Origin of the sequence: Micromonospora sp. DT178 (genome assembly GCF_049841695.1) — a bacterium.
Lineage (GTDB): Bacteria > Actinomycetota > Actinomycetes > Mycobacteriales > Micromonosporaceae > Micromonospora.
Genome location: NZ_JBNCKV010000028.1, coordinates 14244 through 30576, shown reverse-complemented (window position 1 = coordinate 30576; position 16333 = coordinate 14244). Strand labels below are relative to the sequence as shown.

Genomic DNA, 16333 nt, shown 5'->3' with positions numbered 1-16333 from the left:
ATTGTGGCTCGAAAGATCGCGAAGGGCCTCGCCCTCCTCATCGCCGCGGCGACGGTGGCAGTCGCACCTGCGGCGAACGGCGCCTCAGCGGCGCCCGGAGCGGAGACGGCAAAGGCCGCAAAGATCAAATGGGAGCCCTGCGGGATGCCCGACCCGCAAGGGGTCGGCGCTGAGTGCGGCCTGCTCGACGTGCCGCTGGACTACAGCAAGCCGAACGGCAGGAAGATCCAGATCGCCGTCTCGCGGATCAGGTCGACGGCAGCCGCCAAGGACTACCAGGGCGTCATTCTGTCCCTTCCTGGTGGCCCCGGCAATTCCGGGCTCTGCACGTCGCCGGCAGTATGCATTCCCTCCAGCGTCGGGAATGCGTACGACTGGATCGGCTTCGACCCGCGTGGCGTCGGCTCCAGTGTGCCCGCCTTGTCCTGCGACAACGACTACTTCGACGGGCCACGCCCGGAGTACGTCCCGTGGAGCCGGAACATCGAGCAGACCTGGCTCAACCGATCGAAGACCTACGCCGACGCCTGCCGTGCGGCCGGCGGCGCGCTGCTGGACCACATGACCACGCTTGACACGGTCAAGGACGTGGAGTCGATCCGCAAGGCGCTCGGCGTCGGCCAGGTCAACCTGTACGGCGTCTCCTACGGCACCTACATCGGCCAGGTGTACGGCACGCTGTACCCGGAGACGGTGCGCCGCATGGTGCTCGACAGCAACATCGACCCGCGCAAGGTCTGGTACCGGACCGGCCTGGATCAGGATGTGAACTTCGAACGCAACCTGCGCTTGTGGTTCGAGTGGGTGGCAAGGTTCGACGACGTCTACCACCTCGGCAAGACCACCGGCCAGGTCAGGCAGCGCTGGTACGCAGTGCAGAACAACCTGCGCACGGCGCCGGCCGGCGGCGTCGTCGGCCCCGCCGAGTTCACCGACATCTTCATGTACGCCGGCTACTTCCAGTGGATCTGGCCGACCCTGGCCGAGTTGTTCGCCAGCTCCGTCAACGACCCCGACGCCGAGCTGATGGTCGCGGCGTACGAGAGCTCCTTCCGCCCTGCCAACGACAACGGCTACGCGGTCTACAACGCGGTGCAGTGCACCGACGCCCGGTGGCCGCACAGCTGGAACACCTGGCGGCGCGACAACTGGCGCACGTTCCGCAGCGCACCGTTCGCCACCTGGTACAACGCCTGGTACAACGCGCCGTGCCTCTTCTGGCCCGGCAAGGTCTCCAAGCCGGTCGAAGTCGACGGCTCGAAGGTCAAGAGCGTGCTGTTCGTCAGTGGCACGCTGGACGCGGCCACGCCGTTCGAGGGCAGCCTCGAGGCGCGCCGCCGCTTCCCGAACGGCTCGCTGTTGGCGGAGGTCGGCCAGACCACCCACGTCAACTCGTTCAACGGCAACCCGTGCGTCACCAGCGTCATCGCCGACTACCTGGCGACGGGCAGGCTGCCGCAGCGCAAGCCCGGCAACCAACCTGACGCGACCTGCAACGCCCTGCCGCAGCCCGTCCCGACCGCAACGTCGCCGCAGGCGATGTCCCTGCGGGCCGACATCGGAGCGGTGCGTGCGCCGCGGTACGCAGTGCGCCGCTGAGGTCTGTGCGCCGCGCGGAGGCAGTTGGGCTTCATCGGACTCTGACCCAGCCACGATTTTGACGAGGCCCGGCGCCGCGCCCAGGACGAGGCTGCCCGCGGCCCCGCAGACAGCAGCAGCCGCAGTCGAGGCGCCGGAAGCAGCCCTGATACATCGAGCCAGAACTCTTCTCACTCCATGCCGAAAAAGACTTTCATCGATCGAATTCAGAATTCGACGATGGAATCCGGCCTTATATCGACTGTACGATCCAGCAAAACCGTTCGGACCATTCAATCGGCGCGTCGTACGCCCGCCGAAATGGCCGGAACAAAGGGAGGCTGGGAGATGAGACTCCACCGCCACACGATCTTCGCCCGCGGGCGTCGAGCCGGAACGGCCGCCATGGCCACGCTCGCCACCACGGTCATGCTCCTCACCGTGGCTGCCGGACCGGCCACTGCGACACCCGCCACCGAACCGCGGTCCGGGACGACCGGCGAGATCCTCGGCACCGGCAACGCCACCCCCGTGCCCGGCAGCTACGTGGTCATCCTCAAGGACAGCGGCGGTACGGTCGGCGATCGGCAGGCTGGCGTGTCCCGCCTCGCCGACCGGTACGGCTTCCGCCCGGACCAGGTCTGGCGCGACGCGCTGAACGGCTTCTCCGTGCGGACCTCGGAGCTGGTGGCCCGCCGGCTGGCCGCCGACCCGGCGGTAGCGGTCGTGGAGCAGGACCGTTTGACCAGCTTGGCCACCACCCAGACGAACGCGCCGTGGAACCTCGACCGGATCGACGCATCGCTGGGACTCAGTGGTACCTACAACTTCACCAGTGTCGGGACCGGGGTCCGGGCGTACATCGTGGACAGCGGGATCCAGATCGGCCATGCCGACTTCGGCGGCCAGGCGGTGTACGGCTACGACGCCGTCGACGGCGCGCTCCCGGCCAACGACTGCAGCGGGCACGGCACCCACGTCGCCGGCACCGTCGGCGGGACGACCTACGGGGCGGCCAAGAACGTCGTGCTGGTCGCGGTCAAGGTGTTCGACTGCGCCCTGCCGAGCACGCTGTCGATGTTGATAAACGGGATCAACTGGATGATCGCCAACCACCCCGCCGGGCAGCCGGCCGTGGCGAACATCGGCGTGCTGACCAGCCCCACCGTCGCGCTCAACACCGCAGTGACGAACGCGGTCGCCGACGGCATCACGGTAACGGTTCCGGCCGGCAACTCGAACGTGAGCGCCTGCACCGTCTCACCCGCGTCGGTGCCGACCGCGCTGACCGTAGGCGCGACGTTGACGAACGACAACCGGGCAAGCTGGTCGAACTTCGGTCCCTGCCTGGACATCTTCGCTCCCGGCGACCGCATCACGTCGGCCTGGTGGAACTCGATCACCGCGACCCAGACGATCAGCGGCACCTCACACGCCGCGCCGCTCGTCGCCGGCGTCGCCGCTCGGGTGCTCAGCAACAACCCGACCTGGACACCGGCCCAGGTGGCCAGCTACCTGTTCAGCGTCGCCAGCCCGGCCGTGATCAACCCGGGGGCCGGCTCGCCCAACCGCCTCCTGCACCTGTCCCCGGCGCTCTGACCTGGCCCTCCCACCGGCCGGCCCACGCGGTCAGCGCTCGCCATCGGAAACGGAGCGAGCAGGCCGCGCAGGGCCGGCCCGGGTCGCCCCGACCGACCGCTCGCTCCACGAACCAAGATCAATCCTTGTTCGGTCCACGACCGGCGGGGAACAGCGGGCTCAGGACGACCTCCGACCAAGATGTGCCTCCGACCGACCAGGAAGGGTGGCTGATCTTCGAAGTACCCGGCGGGATTCGAACCTGCCGGAAGTCAGATACGTGGATCACTCGACCGTCACCGCCAATGATCGCCCGCAGCCACGGCGAAGACGCAGGCCAGGAGGCCGAGGCACGACGGAAAGCCGGCACAGACGGCGACACCCCATCGCATCCACGTGACACCCACGTCCACGAGGGCCGGGCCAAACGGACGCGACCGAGGTGCGATCCCGAGCAGAAAGTGACCTGCATCACAACAGACGTGGGCGCTCTGTGACGAGGGTCCACTTCCGCCTATCTGCGGATCGGACCCAAAACACCTGATCATTCATCCTGGCATGGCCACCCTCGCCCTCACTTATCGTAACGGCGCATCACGGCATCACCAGCCGCAAGGCCATCGGGGCAGCGGCGGCGAATGAATCCCGCTAGTGTCGCTTCACGTCAATCTTCGATTGGCAAACCACCTTGTCGCGGAAGACCGGTGGAAGGAAACGGGGGTGATTTCCATGAAGGTCAAGCCGATCGTCCGGACCAACCCGGCCTGAGCACAATGACGTGGGCTTGGGCGGGATTCATCCCGCCCAAGCCCACCTCAGGCTTTTTCACGAGCCGCCCATTGAAGGGGCGGGTTTCACGGGGGATCCACATGAGAATAGCCATCATCGGCGTCGGGAACATTGGGCGCCGCTATGCTGGTTATCTCCACGAGCACGGCCTCGACACCGTATTCGTGGACAGCAACGGCCAATGTAACCATCGGCGCGTCGTCGAGGTGTCGGAGCCCGGCAGGGTCGACGCCTGGATCGTCTCGACCCCGACGGACACCCACCTCGGGATCGTCCAGGAGGTCCTCGCGCAGGCACCCGGGGCTGCGGTCCTCATCGAGAAGCCAGCCTGCCATCCAGCCCAGATCAGCACGTTGATCGGCTTGGCCACCCGATATCGGGACGCCCGCCTGATGGTCAACGACGTCTACGCGCACAGCGCGACCGTCGAGGCGCTAGCCTCTGCGACCCACGGCAGGTCGGCGAGCGACCCGGTCCGCCGAATCACCGTCGAATTCTCGAAGAACCGCCTCAAGGACATGGCCGCCGGTCGCTTCGTCGACCAGGTATACGGCGACGTGGGCTACGAGTGGTTCCACATGCTGTCCATCCTGCGGGCACTTCTGCCACGCCCGGATTTCGATTCTTTTCTTAACCGGCTACCCGATGTCGCGACGGCTGGGGTGCACGCGGAGACGGCCCTGGCGTCGAATATCAACATCGCGCTCCACTCATCCGTCATCGGCGACATCGGCTTCCCGGAGATCGGGCTTCGATACATCACGGCGGCAGAGCCGCAGAGGCATCTTCGAGGCTGCACAATTCCATACGGCTCAGATTTCCGGTACCGCGTAGCAGCGGTCGACTTTCAGTCAGGGGCCACCGCGACGGCAGTTTTCGAACCGCACTACGGCCGGACCACCAATTACAAGAACCAGCATCTCGTGGAGGTGCGTGCGGGCGGTCTGACGGAGCGGCACGACATCGCCGAAAACCATCTGCGACGTGCGCTGCTGCGGCAGATCGAGGTCATTACGACCGCGGGCCCGCACGACGACGCACGGCTACGCCTGAGCGAACACCGGCACATGGCCCGCCTCGCCGACTTGCTGCAGCTGACCGACGACCGACGACCCCTCAACATCGCCTGAGCACATCGCTCCTGTCTGACGCCGGAGGCTTCCTGGTGGACTCACTCTTCGCACCCCCCCACCTGCGACGTCGCCTCGGCACCCAGGAGGTGCTGGCGCGTTATCCCGAACTGAACTGCGACGACGAACAGTACGAGGACTCCCTGCCTGATGTGCCTCACCTCCACTCGGTGCTGGAGACCTTCGCCCAACGGCTGACCGCCGAAACGCCCGCGTGGGAGTGGACGGAGGCCGCCTCCCGACAGGTACGGCGGCATCCGATCTACGCCGGAGACGAGTACGACGCCACGGATCTCACCGAGCTGCCGACGCTGACGAAGCCGATGCTACGGCGGCATCCCCGGCCGTTCGACCACCTCGCGGAGCCGACAGCCGTCATCTACACCGACAAGACTTCCGGGACCTCGGGAGCGCCCCTTGATCTCGCCTACAGCCAGCAGTTCATGTCCCAGTCGCTGTACCTGGAGCCGATCAAGATCATGATGCGCGCCGGGCTGACCGGACTGGGCACCCGGCCCGTGCTGTCGGCGTTCCTGACCGACAATCCCAGTCGCGGGAGCGGGTTGATCGTCCGGAACCCTCTGGAAGGGGTCGGCCACACCCTGGTGGTCCACATCGATCCCAACGATCCGGCGTCCCTGCAGCGGGTGGGCAGGCTCCTCGAGGACCTGCAGCCCGAGGTGCTGTCGTCCAAGCCGAACCTGTTCCGCATGATGCTCGACCGGTGGGGCGGCCGGAGCCCGTTCGTGTCGTACCGTCCCCGGCTGGTCGTCTCCGGTGGCGCGATGCTGGACGACGTACTGCGCCACGCCTTGGGTGCGGCCCTGGGATCCCCGGTGACGAGCAGCTACGCGATCAGCGAGGCCGGGTACGTCGGCTCCGAATGCCCGCACGGTCGGATGCACCTCGACCTTTCCGTGCACAACCGGTTCGAGGTCATCGACGAGTACGGTCGCCCGGCGACCACCGGGGAACTCGTGATCACCACTTTGGCCAACAGTTGCATGCCGCTGGTGCGATACCGGATGGGTGACACGGTGACGCTCGCGGACGGCTGCCGGTGCGGCCGGCCAGGACCGGTCCTTCGGGAGTTGCGCGGGCGGTCGACCCAGATCTTCGACCTGGGTGGCGGCGCGAAGCTGTCCCCCACCCGCTATATGAAGCTCTTCGAGCTGCACCCCGCAGTCCTGGAGTACCAGCTCACCCAGACCTCCGACCGGCAGTTCCGGCTACGGGTGGAACTCGAGCCGGACCTCGGCGCCGCCCAGCGCCGGGAGGCACTCGCCGCGGTCGCCCGGTACATCGCGGCCGGAATGCCGGTGCCAGTGGCGGTGGACTGCGCGGAGCAGACCTTCGACACCGCCGGCGCGAAATTCGCCCGATTCCGAAGCGAGGTACAACATGCCTGATGACCTGCTGTCAGACCTTCCCACCCTGCTGAGGGCCAACAACGACATCCTCGACGCGCTGAACGGCAGCGCCCGGGAACGAAAGGCGGTCCGCGACGAGCTGCGTACCGCCCTTGTCGCCGACCCCACAACGTACGACCTCTTCGTGTCCGTGTGCTGTTTCCGGGAGCCGTACGGTGAGAGCTGGGTGCACGGCCCGGGAGACAATGGGCCTTACCTCTCCCTGGAGATCGCGGCCGACACTCTCGACGAGGATCAGTACCGCAGGCTGCTGTTCTCGGTGGTGACCAGCGACTCCGCCGCGGTGCCCTACGACTACCGGGCTCTCGCCGCCGCTGGTCTGGTCGGGGCCGGCGCCGGCGAGTACCTGGCGGAGCTGACGGAGCTGGCGAAGCCGGTCGACCTGCCGGTCCGCGGCCTACCGGCCAAACTCGCGAGCCGCACCGACGGCATCGACCACCTCTTCGCCGTCCCCGAAACCGTCGCCGACCGCCTGCGGCTCCTCCGCGCCGCAAGCGCCGCCCTCACCGCCGAGACCCGGTCTCGGCTGGCACGGCGGATCATCGACGGGCTGCGCGGACAACCTCCGACGGCTGACTCGGAGGCCGCGGACGCCTACCTGTCGGCGGAGGCAGAGCGCCTGATCGGCGCGGACATCGCCGGTAGCCTCGCCGTTCCCCGGGACTACCTGGTCGTGTGGGACCAGATCCCGGTTCCGGGTCCCGACGGTGACGGACTGACGATCGCGGAGCTGCTGCGGGTCGTCCTGCTGTGCGGGGAATTCAAGCTGCCGGATTCGACCGTTCGCCCGGTGCTGATCGACTTCTACCGCGCCGTCCTGCGGATCAGCGGACGCGCCATCATCGGGCTCGGCGCGGGAGTCTTCCACGTCGAGCACGGGGTGGACGCGATTCCCTCCCTGTTCTATCTGGGGCGAGACGCCGTCCTCGGCAAGGGCTGCGTCGTCGACTGCGTGGGCGGCGCGGTTCTCCAGTCCGGTAGCTTCCTCGGCGGTGGCTTCATCCCGATCCTCATCCACACGCACAAGCACATCCGGAGCGTCGGCGAGCCGGGTTCCGCCGAGCGGAAGCGCGTCCTGCCCTGCGTCTTCGTAGCGGAGGCCGGCGCACGGTTGCCGATGGAGGCAATCGGGATCTTCGAGAGTGCCAACTACCTCGACGGCACACCTGTCCCGTACGCCGGCATCCGTGCCCTCCCCCTGCGCTGACGAGAGAGCGAGAGCAGCCGTGACTTCACCGACGACCGCAGCTGAGCCGATCGCCCCGGCGCCCGCCGGGTTCACCACGGAAGCCTGGGACACGTTCGCCGCCGACGGCATCCTCGTGATCGAGGACGCTCTCGACCGGTCCGAGATCGCACGCCTGACAGCGGCGGTGCGGGAGGCTCCCGAGGCCACCGCGTGGAATATCGTCGAGACCGATCCGCGCTTCGCCGAGATGATCGATCACCCGGCACACGTGGGCTACGTCTACGACGTGTACGGCGAGATGTTGAAACTGCTGCGCAGTGAATACTTCCGCCGCCCACCCGGACAGGCCATCCGCAACAAGTGGCACTTCGACGGCCCACGCTCGGTACCGTTCCAGGTCTTCGCGGAGCAGGCACCGCTACGCATCAAGGTGGGCTACTGGCTCACCGATCTGCCGCATGGCGAGATGGGAAACCTGACCTACGTTCCGGGTAGCCACCGCCGCCCGCACCTGTCGACCTACCACACCCATGAGCCGCACCCCGAGGAGGTGAACCTCACCGTCCGGGCCGGAGCGATGACCCTGATGTGGGGCGGGCTGTGGCACCGCGTCGCTGAGAACAACAGCGACGTCACCCGCCTGAACATGTTCCTGGAGTACGGCCCCACGTGGATCGTCACGAGCGACCGGGAGCACAGTGCCCCCTCCTTCCTGGCCGGGCTTGGTCGCACTCGCCGGATCCTGATGCGCGACTACCGCCATCCGAACCACCTCATCAAGCTGCCCGGCGAGGATGTGCCGTTGTTCGCGCCCCGCGCCGGGGAGAGCGGTGACGACGGTCCGTACGGTCCACACGTGCCGTTGGAGCTGCGCAAGCGGTCCACCTGGCTCGAGCGGAATCTGTCCTCATGACCGCGCTCCTTGAACTGCACGACGTCGGATACCGCTACCCGCATGCCACGAAGGCCAGGGGTGACGTGCTGCACAGCGTCTCGCTCAGTGTGGCGGCCGGGGAGGCGATCGGCATCGTGGGCAGCAACGGCTCCGGGAAGAGCACGCTACTCAAGGTCCTCGCGACGTTGCTGCGCCCGACCCGCGGCCGGGTCCTCTTCCGGGGTACGCCCGTCCAGGCGAGCCTGCGGTCTTACCGGGCCGCGTTGAACTATTGCAGCGGGGCTCCCCAGGGCTTCTATCCGCGCCTCACGGCGGCCGAGAACCTCCGGTTCTTCTCCGGCATGAAGGGGCGGATGTTGTCCCGCCGGGAGATCGCGGCTCTGCTCGACCGGGTGGGGCTTGCGGAAAGCATGGATGTCAACTACTCACGCTTCTCTCTGGGGATGCGACAGCGGCTGCACCTGGCCGCCGTCCTGTTCGAGCCCGCGGAGGTCTGGATCCTCGACGAGCCCACCAACGGTCTCGATGCCGACGGCATGGCGCTGCTACAGGTCCTGCTGACTGAGGCGGGCGGCCGGGTGGCCCGGGTGGTCGTGAGCCACGACGCCGACTTCCTCTCCCGAGTGGTCGACCGCACGATTCGCCTCGTCGACGGGACAGTGACGTGTTCAAGTTCGCAATCTTCCTGATCCGGGTCCAGTGGATCGACCGGCTCGCGACGTCCTCGTTCCTGATCGGCATCACCATTCAGACCGTCCTGCTGGCGCTGGCGCTGTACCGGACGGCGGAGACGCCGACCGAGGCGCTCGTGCTCGCCACCCGCGCGTCGCTGCTGACCTGTACGGCCATCGTGCTGCTGTCGGCGATGTCGAGCGTGCAGAACGAGTTCCGGTACGGCACCGTCGAGAAGGTGGTGCTCGGCGCCGTGCCGATGCCCACCCTGCTGCTCATCCGAGCCGCGGCCTCAGCCATCGTCTCGTCGCCGGCGATCGTCGTGCCGTTCCTGGCGGCGTACGCGCGGTTCCCGGAGCTCATCGGCGCACGCAGCCTCTTGGTCATCCTCATGGCCTATGTGTCGCTTACCGCTGTCTGTTACCAGTCCACGCTGATCTTGTGCCAGTTCAAGGCGCCCATCGGGGTGGTGCCGTGGCTGCGGCTCGCGCTGCTGATCGTGGGGCTGTCCGTGCTGCCGTTCACCGGCTCCGATCTGGTCGCGCTGATCCTGCCCAGCGGTTGGATCCTCCGGCTCGTCGACGCCTCGGGTCCGTATGCCGCAGCTGCGGCGCTCGCAGGTTTCACGGCGGTCACCGCGGCCTGGACCGGGGTCCTCTGGAAGGTGCTGGGAGGCCGGCTGATGAGCCGTGTCGAGGACAACCTCACAGATGGGGCGGAGACCCGGTGAACAGCTGGAACATGGCCACCCTCGTCCTGCGGAACCGGATCCGTCAGGAGGGCCTGACGCAGTATCTCCTGCGGGTCGGTCCGCTGAACCTGCTCAACGTCCTGCTGCTCGCCGCCGTGTTCACGACGGCGAAGGGCAGGTCCCTGGACGTCGACCTGCTCGCGGACCAGTACGTCTACTTCATCCCCCTGCTGGCTCTGAGCGCTGCCGTCGGCACATGGGAGGTCGAACTCTTCGCCGGCCTCGGTGAGAGCTATCTGCTACGGCCATCCTGGCTGTGGCCGACGCGGCTCGTCAGCGCGACCGTCGAATGCGTCGTGCCGCTGGTGTTCTTCGTCGTACTGATCTCGCTGTCGTCCGCCGCCGACCGCTGGCAGCACGTGCTGACCGCCCTGCTGATGCTGGTGGTGTTCATCCTGGTCGGATCGGCACTCGGATTCTGCATCGGCTTCCGGCACGAGAAGGCGGTCAACAACTTCCTCAACGTGATCATCTGGGTACTCGGCTTCGGCCCGGGCCCCTTCTTCGGCAACGACACCTCGGGATTCCGGCTGCTCTTCCCGGGCGGCTTCTCCCTGCGCGGGGAGTTCGGCGCGGAGTGGGTGCGCCTGGCCTGCCTGGCGGTTCTGGGAATGGCGCTGGCGTACTGGGGCCGCCTCCCCCGCCGGCAGCCGTTCTTCGCGCGCTGACCCCGTCCGGGAGGTCCCGGTGCCCGGTCCGGCAGATCGACGAACCGGCACCGGAGACCTCCCGGCGGTCAATCCCGCCCGAGTTCTAAGCGGGCTGCTCCGCGTACTGGCGGGTCCGTTCCGCCCAGCGCACCACGGACGGAGTCACCGCGCCCACCACGAGGAAGACACCGCCCAGCACCAGCCACCCGGGCACCCCCCAGCTGATGCAGAAGAGCACCAGAACCGACGGTGCGATGACGTTCGCCAACCCGGAACCGAAGCCGAACAGGCCCATGTATTGCCCCTGGGCGTGCGCGGGCGCGAGCGTGAACCGCAGCTCCAGCGAGCCGGCGGTGTGCCACAGCTCACCGACGGTGTGCACGAAGATGCCGACGACGATGCCGACCAGGGCGAGCCAGGTGGGCAACCCCGCGGCCAGGGCCATGGCCGCCATCCCCAGGAAGAACGCCACTCCGGAACGGCGCATCGCCCGGCCGGCGGCGGTACTGTCGTCGACCCCGCGGCTGGCCCGCACCTGGAGCAGCACCACGAGGGCGGTGTTCACCAGCGCGGCCGCGCCGACCAGCCAGCGAGGCGCGTCGGTATGACCGACGATCCAGAGCGGCAGGGCGAACAGCAGCACCTGGTGATGGATCGACATGATGCCGTCGAGGGCGGTGATCGCCACGTATCCCCGGTCCTTCAGGACCGCCCACCGGCTGGCCTTGGGTGGTGCGGGCACCGGCGGCAGCGACGGCAGCGCGGCGATGATGGCCGCGCTGGCCACGAAGCTGAGGGCGTTTCCCAGCACCAGGGCGAGATAGGCGGGCCGGCTGTCGAGCTGGACCGCGAATCCTGCGGCCACGGCGGCGCAGCTGCCGGCGAGGTTCGCCACGGATCGGAGGTAGGCGCGGTAGCGCGTCAGCTCGGCGCCGCCCACTCCGCGGACGAGGGGACCGCGAGCCGCGCCGCCCGCGGAACGCGCGAGCTCACCCACGCAGAGCGCTACCAGGACCAGCCAGAAGGACTGCACCAGGACGAGCATCGCCATCGCGACCCCCTGGATGACGAGCATCCACAGGTACACCTCCCGCGGGCCTCGCCGGTCAGCGAGGTGACCGACGGGCACGCCGGCGAAGAGGCCGGCTCCGGCTGCGAGGCCCATACCCAGACCCACCTGCGCCAGCGGAAGCCCGACGACGCGAGTGAAGTACAGCGCCGCGCTGACCATGAAGACGCCGCTGCCGATCATGTTGACGAACGTCGCGAGCGCGAGAATCTTTTGCGGACGCGACTCAGGTACCAGCCCACGCCGGATCAGCCACGGCTTCGTCGGTTTCTTCCCGCCGTTCTCCGCTCCGTCACCTGACTGCTCCACGGATTCGTATTGCGATGTCGTCACAGACCCCGTTCCTTCCTTCTGACAACTCGGCCAATGTAGATGTGTATCTGTGTCGGGTGAATCGGCCCGTTACCCGATGCCAGGAAATGTCCGGCTCTGCTAAAGTTCTTGCATCGGAGGCGGAAGTTCCGGTCAGCGCGGCTCAGCCTTCACGAGCACCGACGGGTCGAGTTCCGCCGGCGAGACGAAGCCGGCCAGTCCCAGAGTGAGGTCCAGCTCGGCCAGCAGACTCCGCACGACCTGCCGCACCCCCGCCTCACCGCCGGTGGCCAGGCCCCAGACGTAGGGGCGGCCGAGCAGCACTGCCCGGGCACCGAGAGCCAGGGCCTTGAACACGTCCGAGCCGCTACGAACTCCGGAGTCGAACAGCACACTGAGCCGGTCGCTGGCCGCTGCGACGATCCCCGGCAGCGCGTCGAGCGACGCGACGGCACCGTCGATCTGCCGGCCGCCGTGGTTCGAGACGACGATGCCGTCCATGCCCGCGTCCACGGCGCGCAGCGCGTCGTCGACGTGTTGGATGCCCTTGAGCACGATCGGCCCGTCCCAGTTGTCGCGCAGCAGCGCCAGCTCCGGCCAGGTGTGGGCGCGACCGTTGAACATCGGGATCCACGCCTCGATCGCGGCCCGCACGTCCTCCTCCACCGGTCGCTCCAGCCGGGACCGGAACACCGGGTCGGAGAAGGGGGTGGCCAGCCCGTTGCCCCGCAGGAACGGCAGGTAGGCGCGGTTCAGGTCGTGTGGACGCCACCCGAGCGTCCAAGTGTCCAGCGTGACGACGAGTGTCTCGTACCCGGCCTTGGCGGCCCGTTCGAGCAGGCTCAGCGTGACCTCGTCGTCATGCGGCCAGTAGAGCTGATACCACCGCGGGCCGGCTACCTCCGCCACCTCCTCGATGCTGAACGAGCCGGCCGTGCTCAGCGTCATGGGGATCCCCAGGGATGCGGCCGCACGCGCGGTGGCGAGGTCTCCCTCCGGATGGACGATCGACTGAACGCCGACCGGGGCGAGAACGAGTGGTGTCGGATAGGTCCGGCCGAACAGCTCGGTACGCAGATCGCGGACGTCGGCCGCCCGCAGCATCCGGGGGACGATCCGCCAGCGCCCGAAGGCGGCGCAGTTGGCCGCGGCGGTGTCACCGGTGCCGCAGGATCCTGCGACGTACCAGTAGGCACTGTCGTCCAGTGCTTCGCGTGCCGCCTGCTGGAGACCCGCCACGTCCACCGGATACCGCGGAGGACCGTCGCACAGCCCCGCGCGGTAGATCTCGAACTGAAAGTCAGCATGGTTCACAGGGGCCTGCCTTCCGCGGGCTGGACGAGAGTCGTACGAGCCGGAGGGCGCGGTGTCATGCCGTCCCGTCGAGTGTGAGTGGAGCAATGTCATCGGCGGCCGGTATCAGAAGCCGTTGTGCCGTAGCCAGCGCACGCAGTCGGTGGTCCAGTTCAGGCCGGTGTTCCGGGCGAGACCCAGGGCGTGCGGGCCGGACTGGTAGATGTGCAACTCGCAGCTGAGTCCGGCGTCGTGCAGCGCACCGGCGAAGGCCGTCGCGTTCCGGGCCGTCACCTCGTCGTCGTCGAGGGTGTGCCAGACGAAGCATGGAGGTACCCGGTCGTCGACCCGCAGTTCCGCGGAGAAGCGCCGTCGATGCTCCTCGTCACCGGCCAGCTCGCCGAGGAAGTTCCTCCTCGTCTCGGCGTGTGCGAGCGGATCGTTCATCGAGATCACCGGATAGCACAGCACGCCGAGCGCGGGCCGGGCCTCCTGCGGGCCGGGCGGCCCCTCGCCGGTCAGCATCATCGAGGCGAGATGAGCCCCGGCGGACGATCCGATGACACCGATCCGCTCGGAATCCAGTCCCCACTCGTCCGCCCGTGCCCGCAGCACGGCCAGTGCCCGCCAGGCATCCGCCAGCAGCGCCGGGTAGCGGTGGCCCGCCGACCCCAGACGGAAGTTCACCACGGCGGCGGCGATCCCCTCGGTCGCCAGCCACCGCGCGTACTGCACACCGGACTTCTCCGACAGGAAGGTGTAGGCACCGCCGGGCAGGACCAACATCCCGGCGCCGGTGGCCTGTTCCTTCGGCGGCAGCTGGATGTCGAGGTGGGGAACGTCCTCGTCCGGGCCGACACCGTGGGGCACCGGCCCGTCCCAGAGGTCGATTCTCAAGACGCCGTCTCCCGGTCGCTGTTCATCCGTACCACCTGACCGCGCTCAATGTCGATCACGAACTCCTGCCCGTCCCACACGGCGGAGGGATCGATTTCCGGCGGTGCCTCCCGCATGGCGTTGCGCGACTGATCGACCTCGTCGAGCAGCCACTCGTAACTGCTCGCCGGCATCCGTTCGGCGCGGAAGTAGTCACGCAGTGTCCGCTGGTAGCAGGCGAGGATGTCGTCGTAGTGCTCGGCGATGATCTGCTCCGCGATCCGCTCGGCCAGGTCGGGCCGCTCATCGTGCGAGGCCGTTCGGATCGATTCCAGGACTTCGGCGCTGAACCAGCGTTTCTCCACGTCGGCCGCGCGCTCCCCGAAGACCGTCTCGAGGAACCGCTCGCGGACGACGCCCTGTGCCTGCGGCTCGTCATGGGCGTAGAACCGGACCGCGTTCTGGAACATCCACCGCAGCGGAAAGAGCACCCGCTCAGGGAAGATGTTCCGGCAGAAGTCTCGGTCGTCGTACGACCGCACCTCGTTCTCGATGTCACCCTGGATGCGGGTCATGTGTACGTACAGCCCGCTGGCCCGCTCGATCATCGAGTCGCGGGTGTTGCCGTAGAAGACCGCCTGGCTCTTCATCAGGTTCCGGGCCATCTTGATCAAACGATCCGTCTCGGTCTGCGCGCACGCCACGGCGGAGGCGAGGCGCACCGTGCAGCCGACGGCCTGGAGCACCCGGCCCGACTGGTAGTCGCTCCCGGTGACGATGCGCAGCCCGGGACGGCGTAGTTGGTGCTGGCCGCCGATGGCGGCAGCCCAGACCCGGAACGCCTTGAGGGCGTCGCTCGTGTCGGGATAGATCATCTCCTCCGGAGCGCCCATTCCGGCGAAGAGCCAGGACAGGAAAATGTCGTGACCGATCACGGCGTGCCAGCGCCACTTCTCGTCGGCCCGGACGCCGCCGTTCTCGAGAAACGTCAGTGCCGCGTCGTCGCCGGACACGGGCGCCTCCGCAAGCACGAGGGTCCGGTCCTCCAGCAGGTACGCGAGCCGGCCGCCGGCGTCGCGGAGCACGCCGAACCGTCGCCCGTGTCCGTCGCGGCTGCTCAGCGGCACGTCGATCGCACCGGCACCCCGCACGCGCAGCCGCGCGCGCTCCCCGGCGACCTCCCTGGCGTGGCGGGGCAGCTCGGCGAAGGCCAGCTCGGTAGAGAGGTCGACCGGCACGTCGACGACCGCCGACAGGTCGGCGTCGCGCGCCAAGCTGTCCGGATACGCCGGCACGTAATCGGCGAAGAGCCGCAGCGCCGCGGTGAGTTTGTAGGTGAGGAAGGGCATGACACCGTCGACGGTCGGGCTCTCCTCGAACACCCGCAACAGCTCCCGCAGAACGTGCGGGTGGTAGACGGTGTCCCCGTCGGACACCGCGATGACGGCTCTCTGCAGCCGGCTCCAGTCACCGTCGATGAGGCACATCTCCCGCACGGTCGCGATGCAGGTGTCCATGCCGAGTCGGGCGGCGTGGCCGGCGCCCGGTTGCGCCTGGTTGACGTAGATGATCCGTACCGGCCCGTCGTTAGCGGCGCTGATCCGCTTGACGATCTGGTCGGAGCCGTCGGTGGAGTTGTTGTCGACCGCGAGGATCACCACACGCCCCAGGTCGACGTCCTTCTGGTGCAGCAGGGACCGCAGAGTGGCCTCGATGTGGGGCGCCTCGTCCATGAACTTGATGACGAGGAAGACGTCCCGTCCCTCCGCCACGAAGCGGGCAGCATCCGTGAGTGGTCGGCGCTGGGCCTCGGGGAAGCGAGCCCGTCCGGCGAGGAACGCCTCGACCACCTCCCGCTGCGCGTCGGGCACGGCGGTCACGTCGACACGGCCCGCCACCGCCTCGTCCCGGAGTTTCAGCACGGCGCGCGCCCGCTCGATCTGCTCCACGCGCAGCGGGTCGACGTCGGACGTCATGTGCAGCTGCAACAGGGGGCTGCGAAGCGTGACCTCCGCGGGCTCGTCCCTACGACGGTCCGTCCAGGTGTGGTGGAACAGGCCAGAGGTCATGTGCGCTCCCAGGATGGTGAGTGGGTCGGACCGGCGGAGGACGGGTGGTGTC

The 16333-nt window shown here is 68.1% G+C and carries 13 protein-coding genes; 9 read left to right on the top strand and 4 right to left on the bottom strand.

Features of this window, described 5'->3' with window-relative positions; translation table 11 throughout:
- Positions 1-144: 144 nt before the first annotated feature.
- From ACLQ22_RS30670 to ACLQ22_RS30630, 9 genes are all read left to right on the top strand, one after another.
- Positions 145-1599: an alpha/beta hydrolase gene (locus ACLQ22_RS30670; RefSeq protein WP_425695376.1), complete on the top strand. Its 1455-nt coding sequence runs from the start codon at positions 145-147 to the stop codon at positions 1597-1599.
- Positions 1600-1926: 327 nt separating this feature from the next.
- A complete protein-coding gene (locus ACLQ22_RS30665) occupies positions 1927-3177 on the top strand; it encodes a S8 family peptidase (protein WP_425695402.1) in 1251 nt (416 codons plus the stop codon).
- 848 nt (positions 3178-4025) lie between these two features.
- Entirely contained in the window at positions 4026-5075 is a 1050-nt protein-coding gene (locus tag ACLQ22_RS30660) for a Gfo/Idh/MocA family oxidoreductase (protein ID WP_425695375.1), read from the top strand.
- A gap of 35 nt (positions 5076-5110) precedes the next feature.
- On the top strand, positions 5111-6484 hold the full coding sequence (locus tag ACLQ22_RS30655) for a phenylacetate--CoA ligase family protein (RefSeq protein WP_425695374.1): 1374 nt from the start codon (positions 5111-5113) through the stop codon (positions 6482-6484).
- Complete coding sequence (locus tag ACLQ22_RS30650; RefSeq protein WP_425695373.1) at positions 6477-7712, top strand: hypothetical protein; 1236 nt, start codon at positions 6477-6479, stop codon at positions 7710-7712. The genes ACLQ22_RS30655 and ACLQ22_RS30650 overlap by 8 nt, the downstream gene beginning before the upstream one ends.
- Before the next feature lie 19 nt (positions 7713-7731).
- Entirely contained in the window at positions 7732-8607 is an 876-nt protein-coding gene (locus tag ACLQ22_RS30645; RefSeq protein ID WP_425695372.1) for a phytanoyl-CoA dioxygenase family protein, read from the top strand.
- Positions 8604-9278, top strand: coding sequence for an ABC transporter ATP-binding protein (locus ACLQ22_RS30640; RefSeq protein WP_425695371.1), 675 nt, complete (start codon positions 8604-8606; stop codon positions 9276-9278). The genes ACLQ22_RS30645 and ACLQ22_RS30640 overlap by 4 nt, the downstream gene beginning before the upstream one ends.
- Positions 9254-9991, top strand: coding sequence for a hypothetical protein (locus tag ACLQ22_RS30635; RefSeq protein WP_425695370.1), 738 nt, complete (start codon positions 9254-9256; stop codon positions 9989-9991). Before ACLQ22_RS30640 ends, ACLQ22_RS30635 begins: the two co-directional genes overlap by 25 nt.
- Complete coding sequence (locus ACLQ22_RS30630) at positions 9988-10680, top strand: hypothetical protein (RefSeq protein ID WP_425695369.1); 693 nt, start codon at positions 9988-9990, stop codon at positions 10678-10680. The genes ACLQ22_RS30635 and ACLQ22_RS30630 overlap by 4 nt, the downstream gene beginning before the upstream one ends.
- An 85-nt stretch (positions 10681-10765) precedes the next feature.
- Here the strand turns inward: ACLQ22_RS30630 and ACLQ22_RS30625 are convergent, their stop codons facing one another.
- The 4 genes from ACLQ22_RS30625 to ACLQ22_RS30610 form a co-directional block, all read right to left on the bottom strand.
- Positions 10766-12040 (bottom strand): MFS transporter, encoded by a 1275-nt coding sequence (locus ACLQ22_RS30625; protein WP_425695368.1) that lies wholly within the window; start codon positions 12038-12040, stop codon positions 10766-10768.
- Between the two features lie 156 nt (positions 12041-12196).
- Positions 12197-13357 carry a lactate 2-monooxygenase gene (locus tag ACLQ22_RS30620; protein ID WP_425695367.1) on the bottom strand — a complete coding sequence of 387 codons (1161 nt, stop codon included), beginning with the start codon at positions 13355-13357 and terminating at the stop codon, positions 12197-12199.
- 105 nt (positions 13358-13462) lie between these two features.
- Positions 13463-14233, bottom strand: coding sequence for an alpha/beta hydrolase (locus ACLQ22_RS30615; RefSeq protein WP_425695366.1), 771 nt, complete (start codon positions 14231-14233; stop codon positions 13463-13465).
- Entirely contained in the window at positions 14230-16281 is a 2052-nt protein-coding gene (locus ACLQ22_RS30610; protein WP_425695365.1) for a glycosyltransferase, read from the bottom strand. Before ACLQ22_RS30610 ends, ACLQ22_RS30615 begins: the two co-directional genes overlap by 4 nt.
- Positions 16282-16333 lie beyond the last annotated feature (52 nt).

Excerpts from the sequence above, each read along its gene's own strand:
- ACLQ22_RS30650 (WP_425695373.1), top strand. The coding sequence starts at position 6,477 with ATGCCTGATGACCTGCTGTCAGACCTTCCCACCCTGCTGAGGGCCAAC.
- ACLQ22_RS30670 (WP_425695376.1), top strand. The coding sequence starts at position 145 with ATGCCCGACCCGCAAGGGGTCGGCGCTGAGTGCGGCCTGCTCGACGTG.
- ACLQ22_RS30610 (WP_425695365.1), bottom strand. The coding sequence starts at position 16,281 with ATGACCTCTGGCCTGTTCCACCACACCTGGACGGACCGTCGTAGGGAC.
- ACLQ22_RS30665 (WP_425695402.1), top strand. The coding sequence starts at position 1,927 with ATGAGACTCCACCGCCACACGATCTTCGCCCGCGGGCGTCGAGCCGGA.
- ACLQ22_RS30640 (WP_425695371.1), top strand. The coding sequence starts at position 8,604 with ATGACCGCGCTCCTTGAACTGCACGACGTCGGATACCGCTACCCGCAT.
- ACLQ22_RS30660 (WP_425695375.1), top strand. The coding sequence starts at position 4,026 with ATGAGAATAGCCATCATCGGCGTCGGGAACATTGGGCGCCGCTATGCT.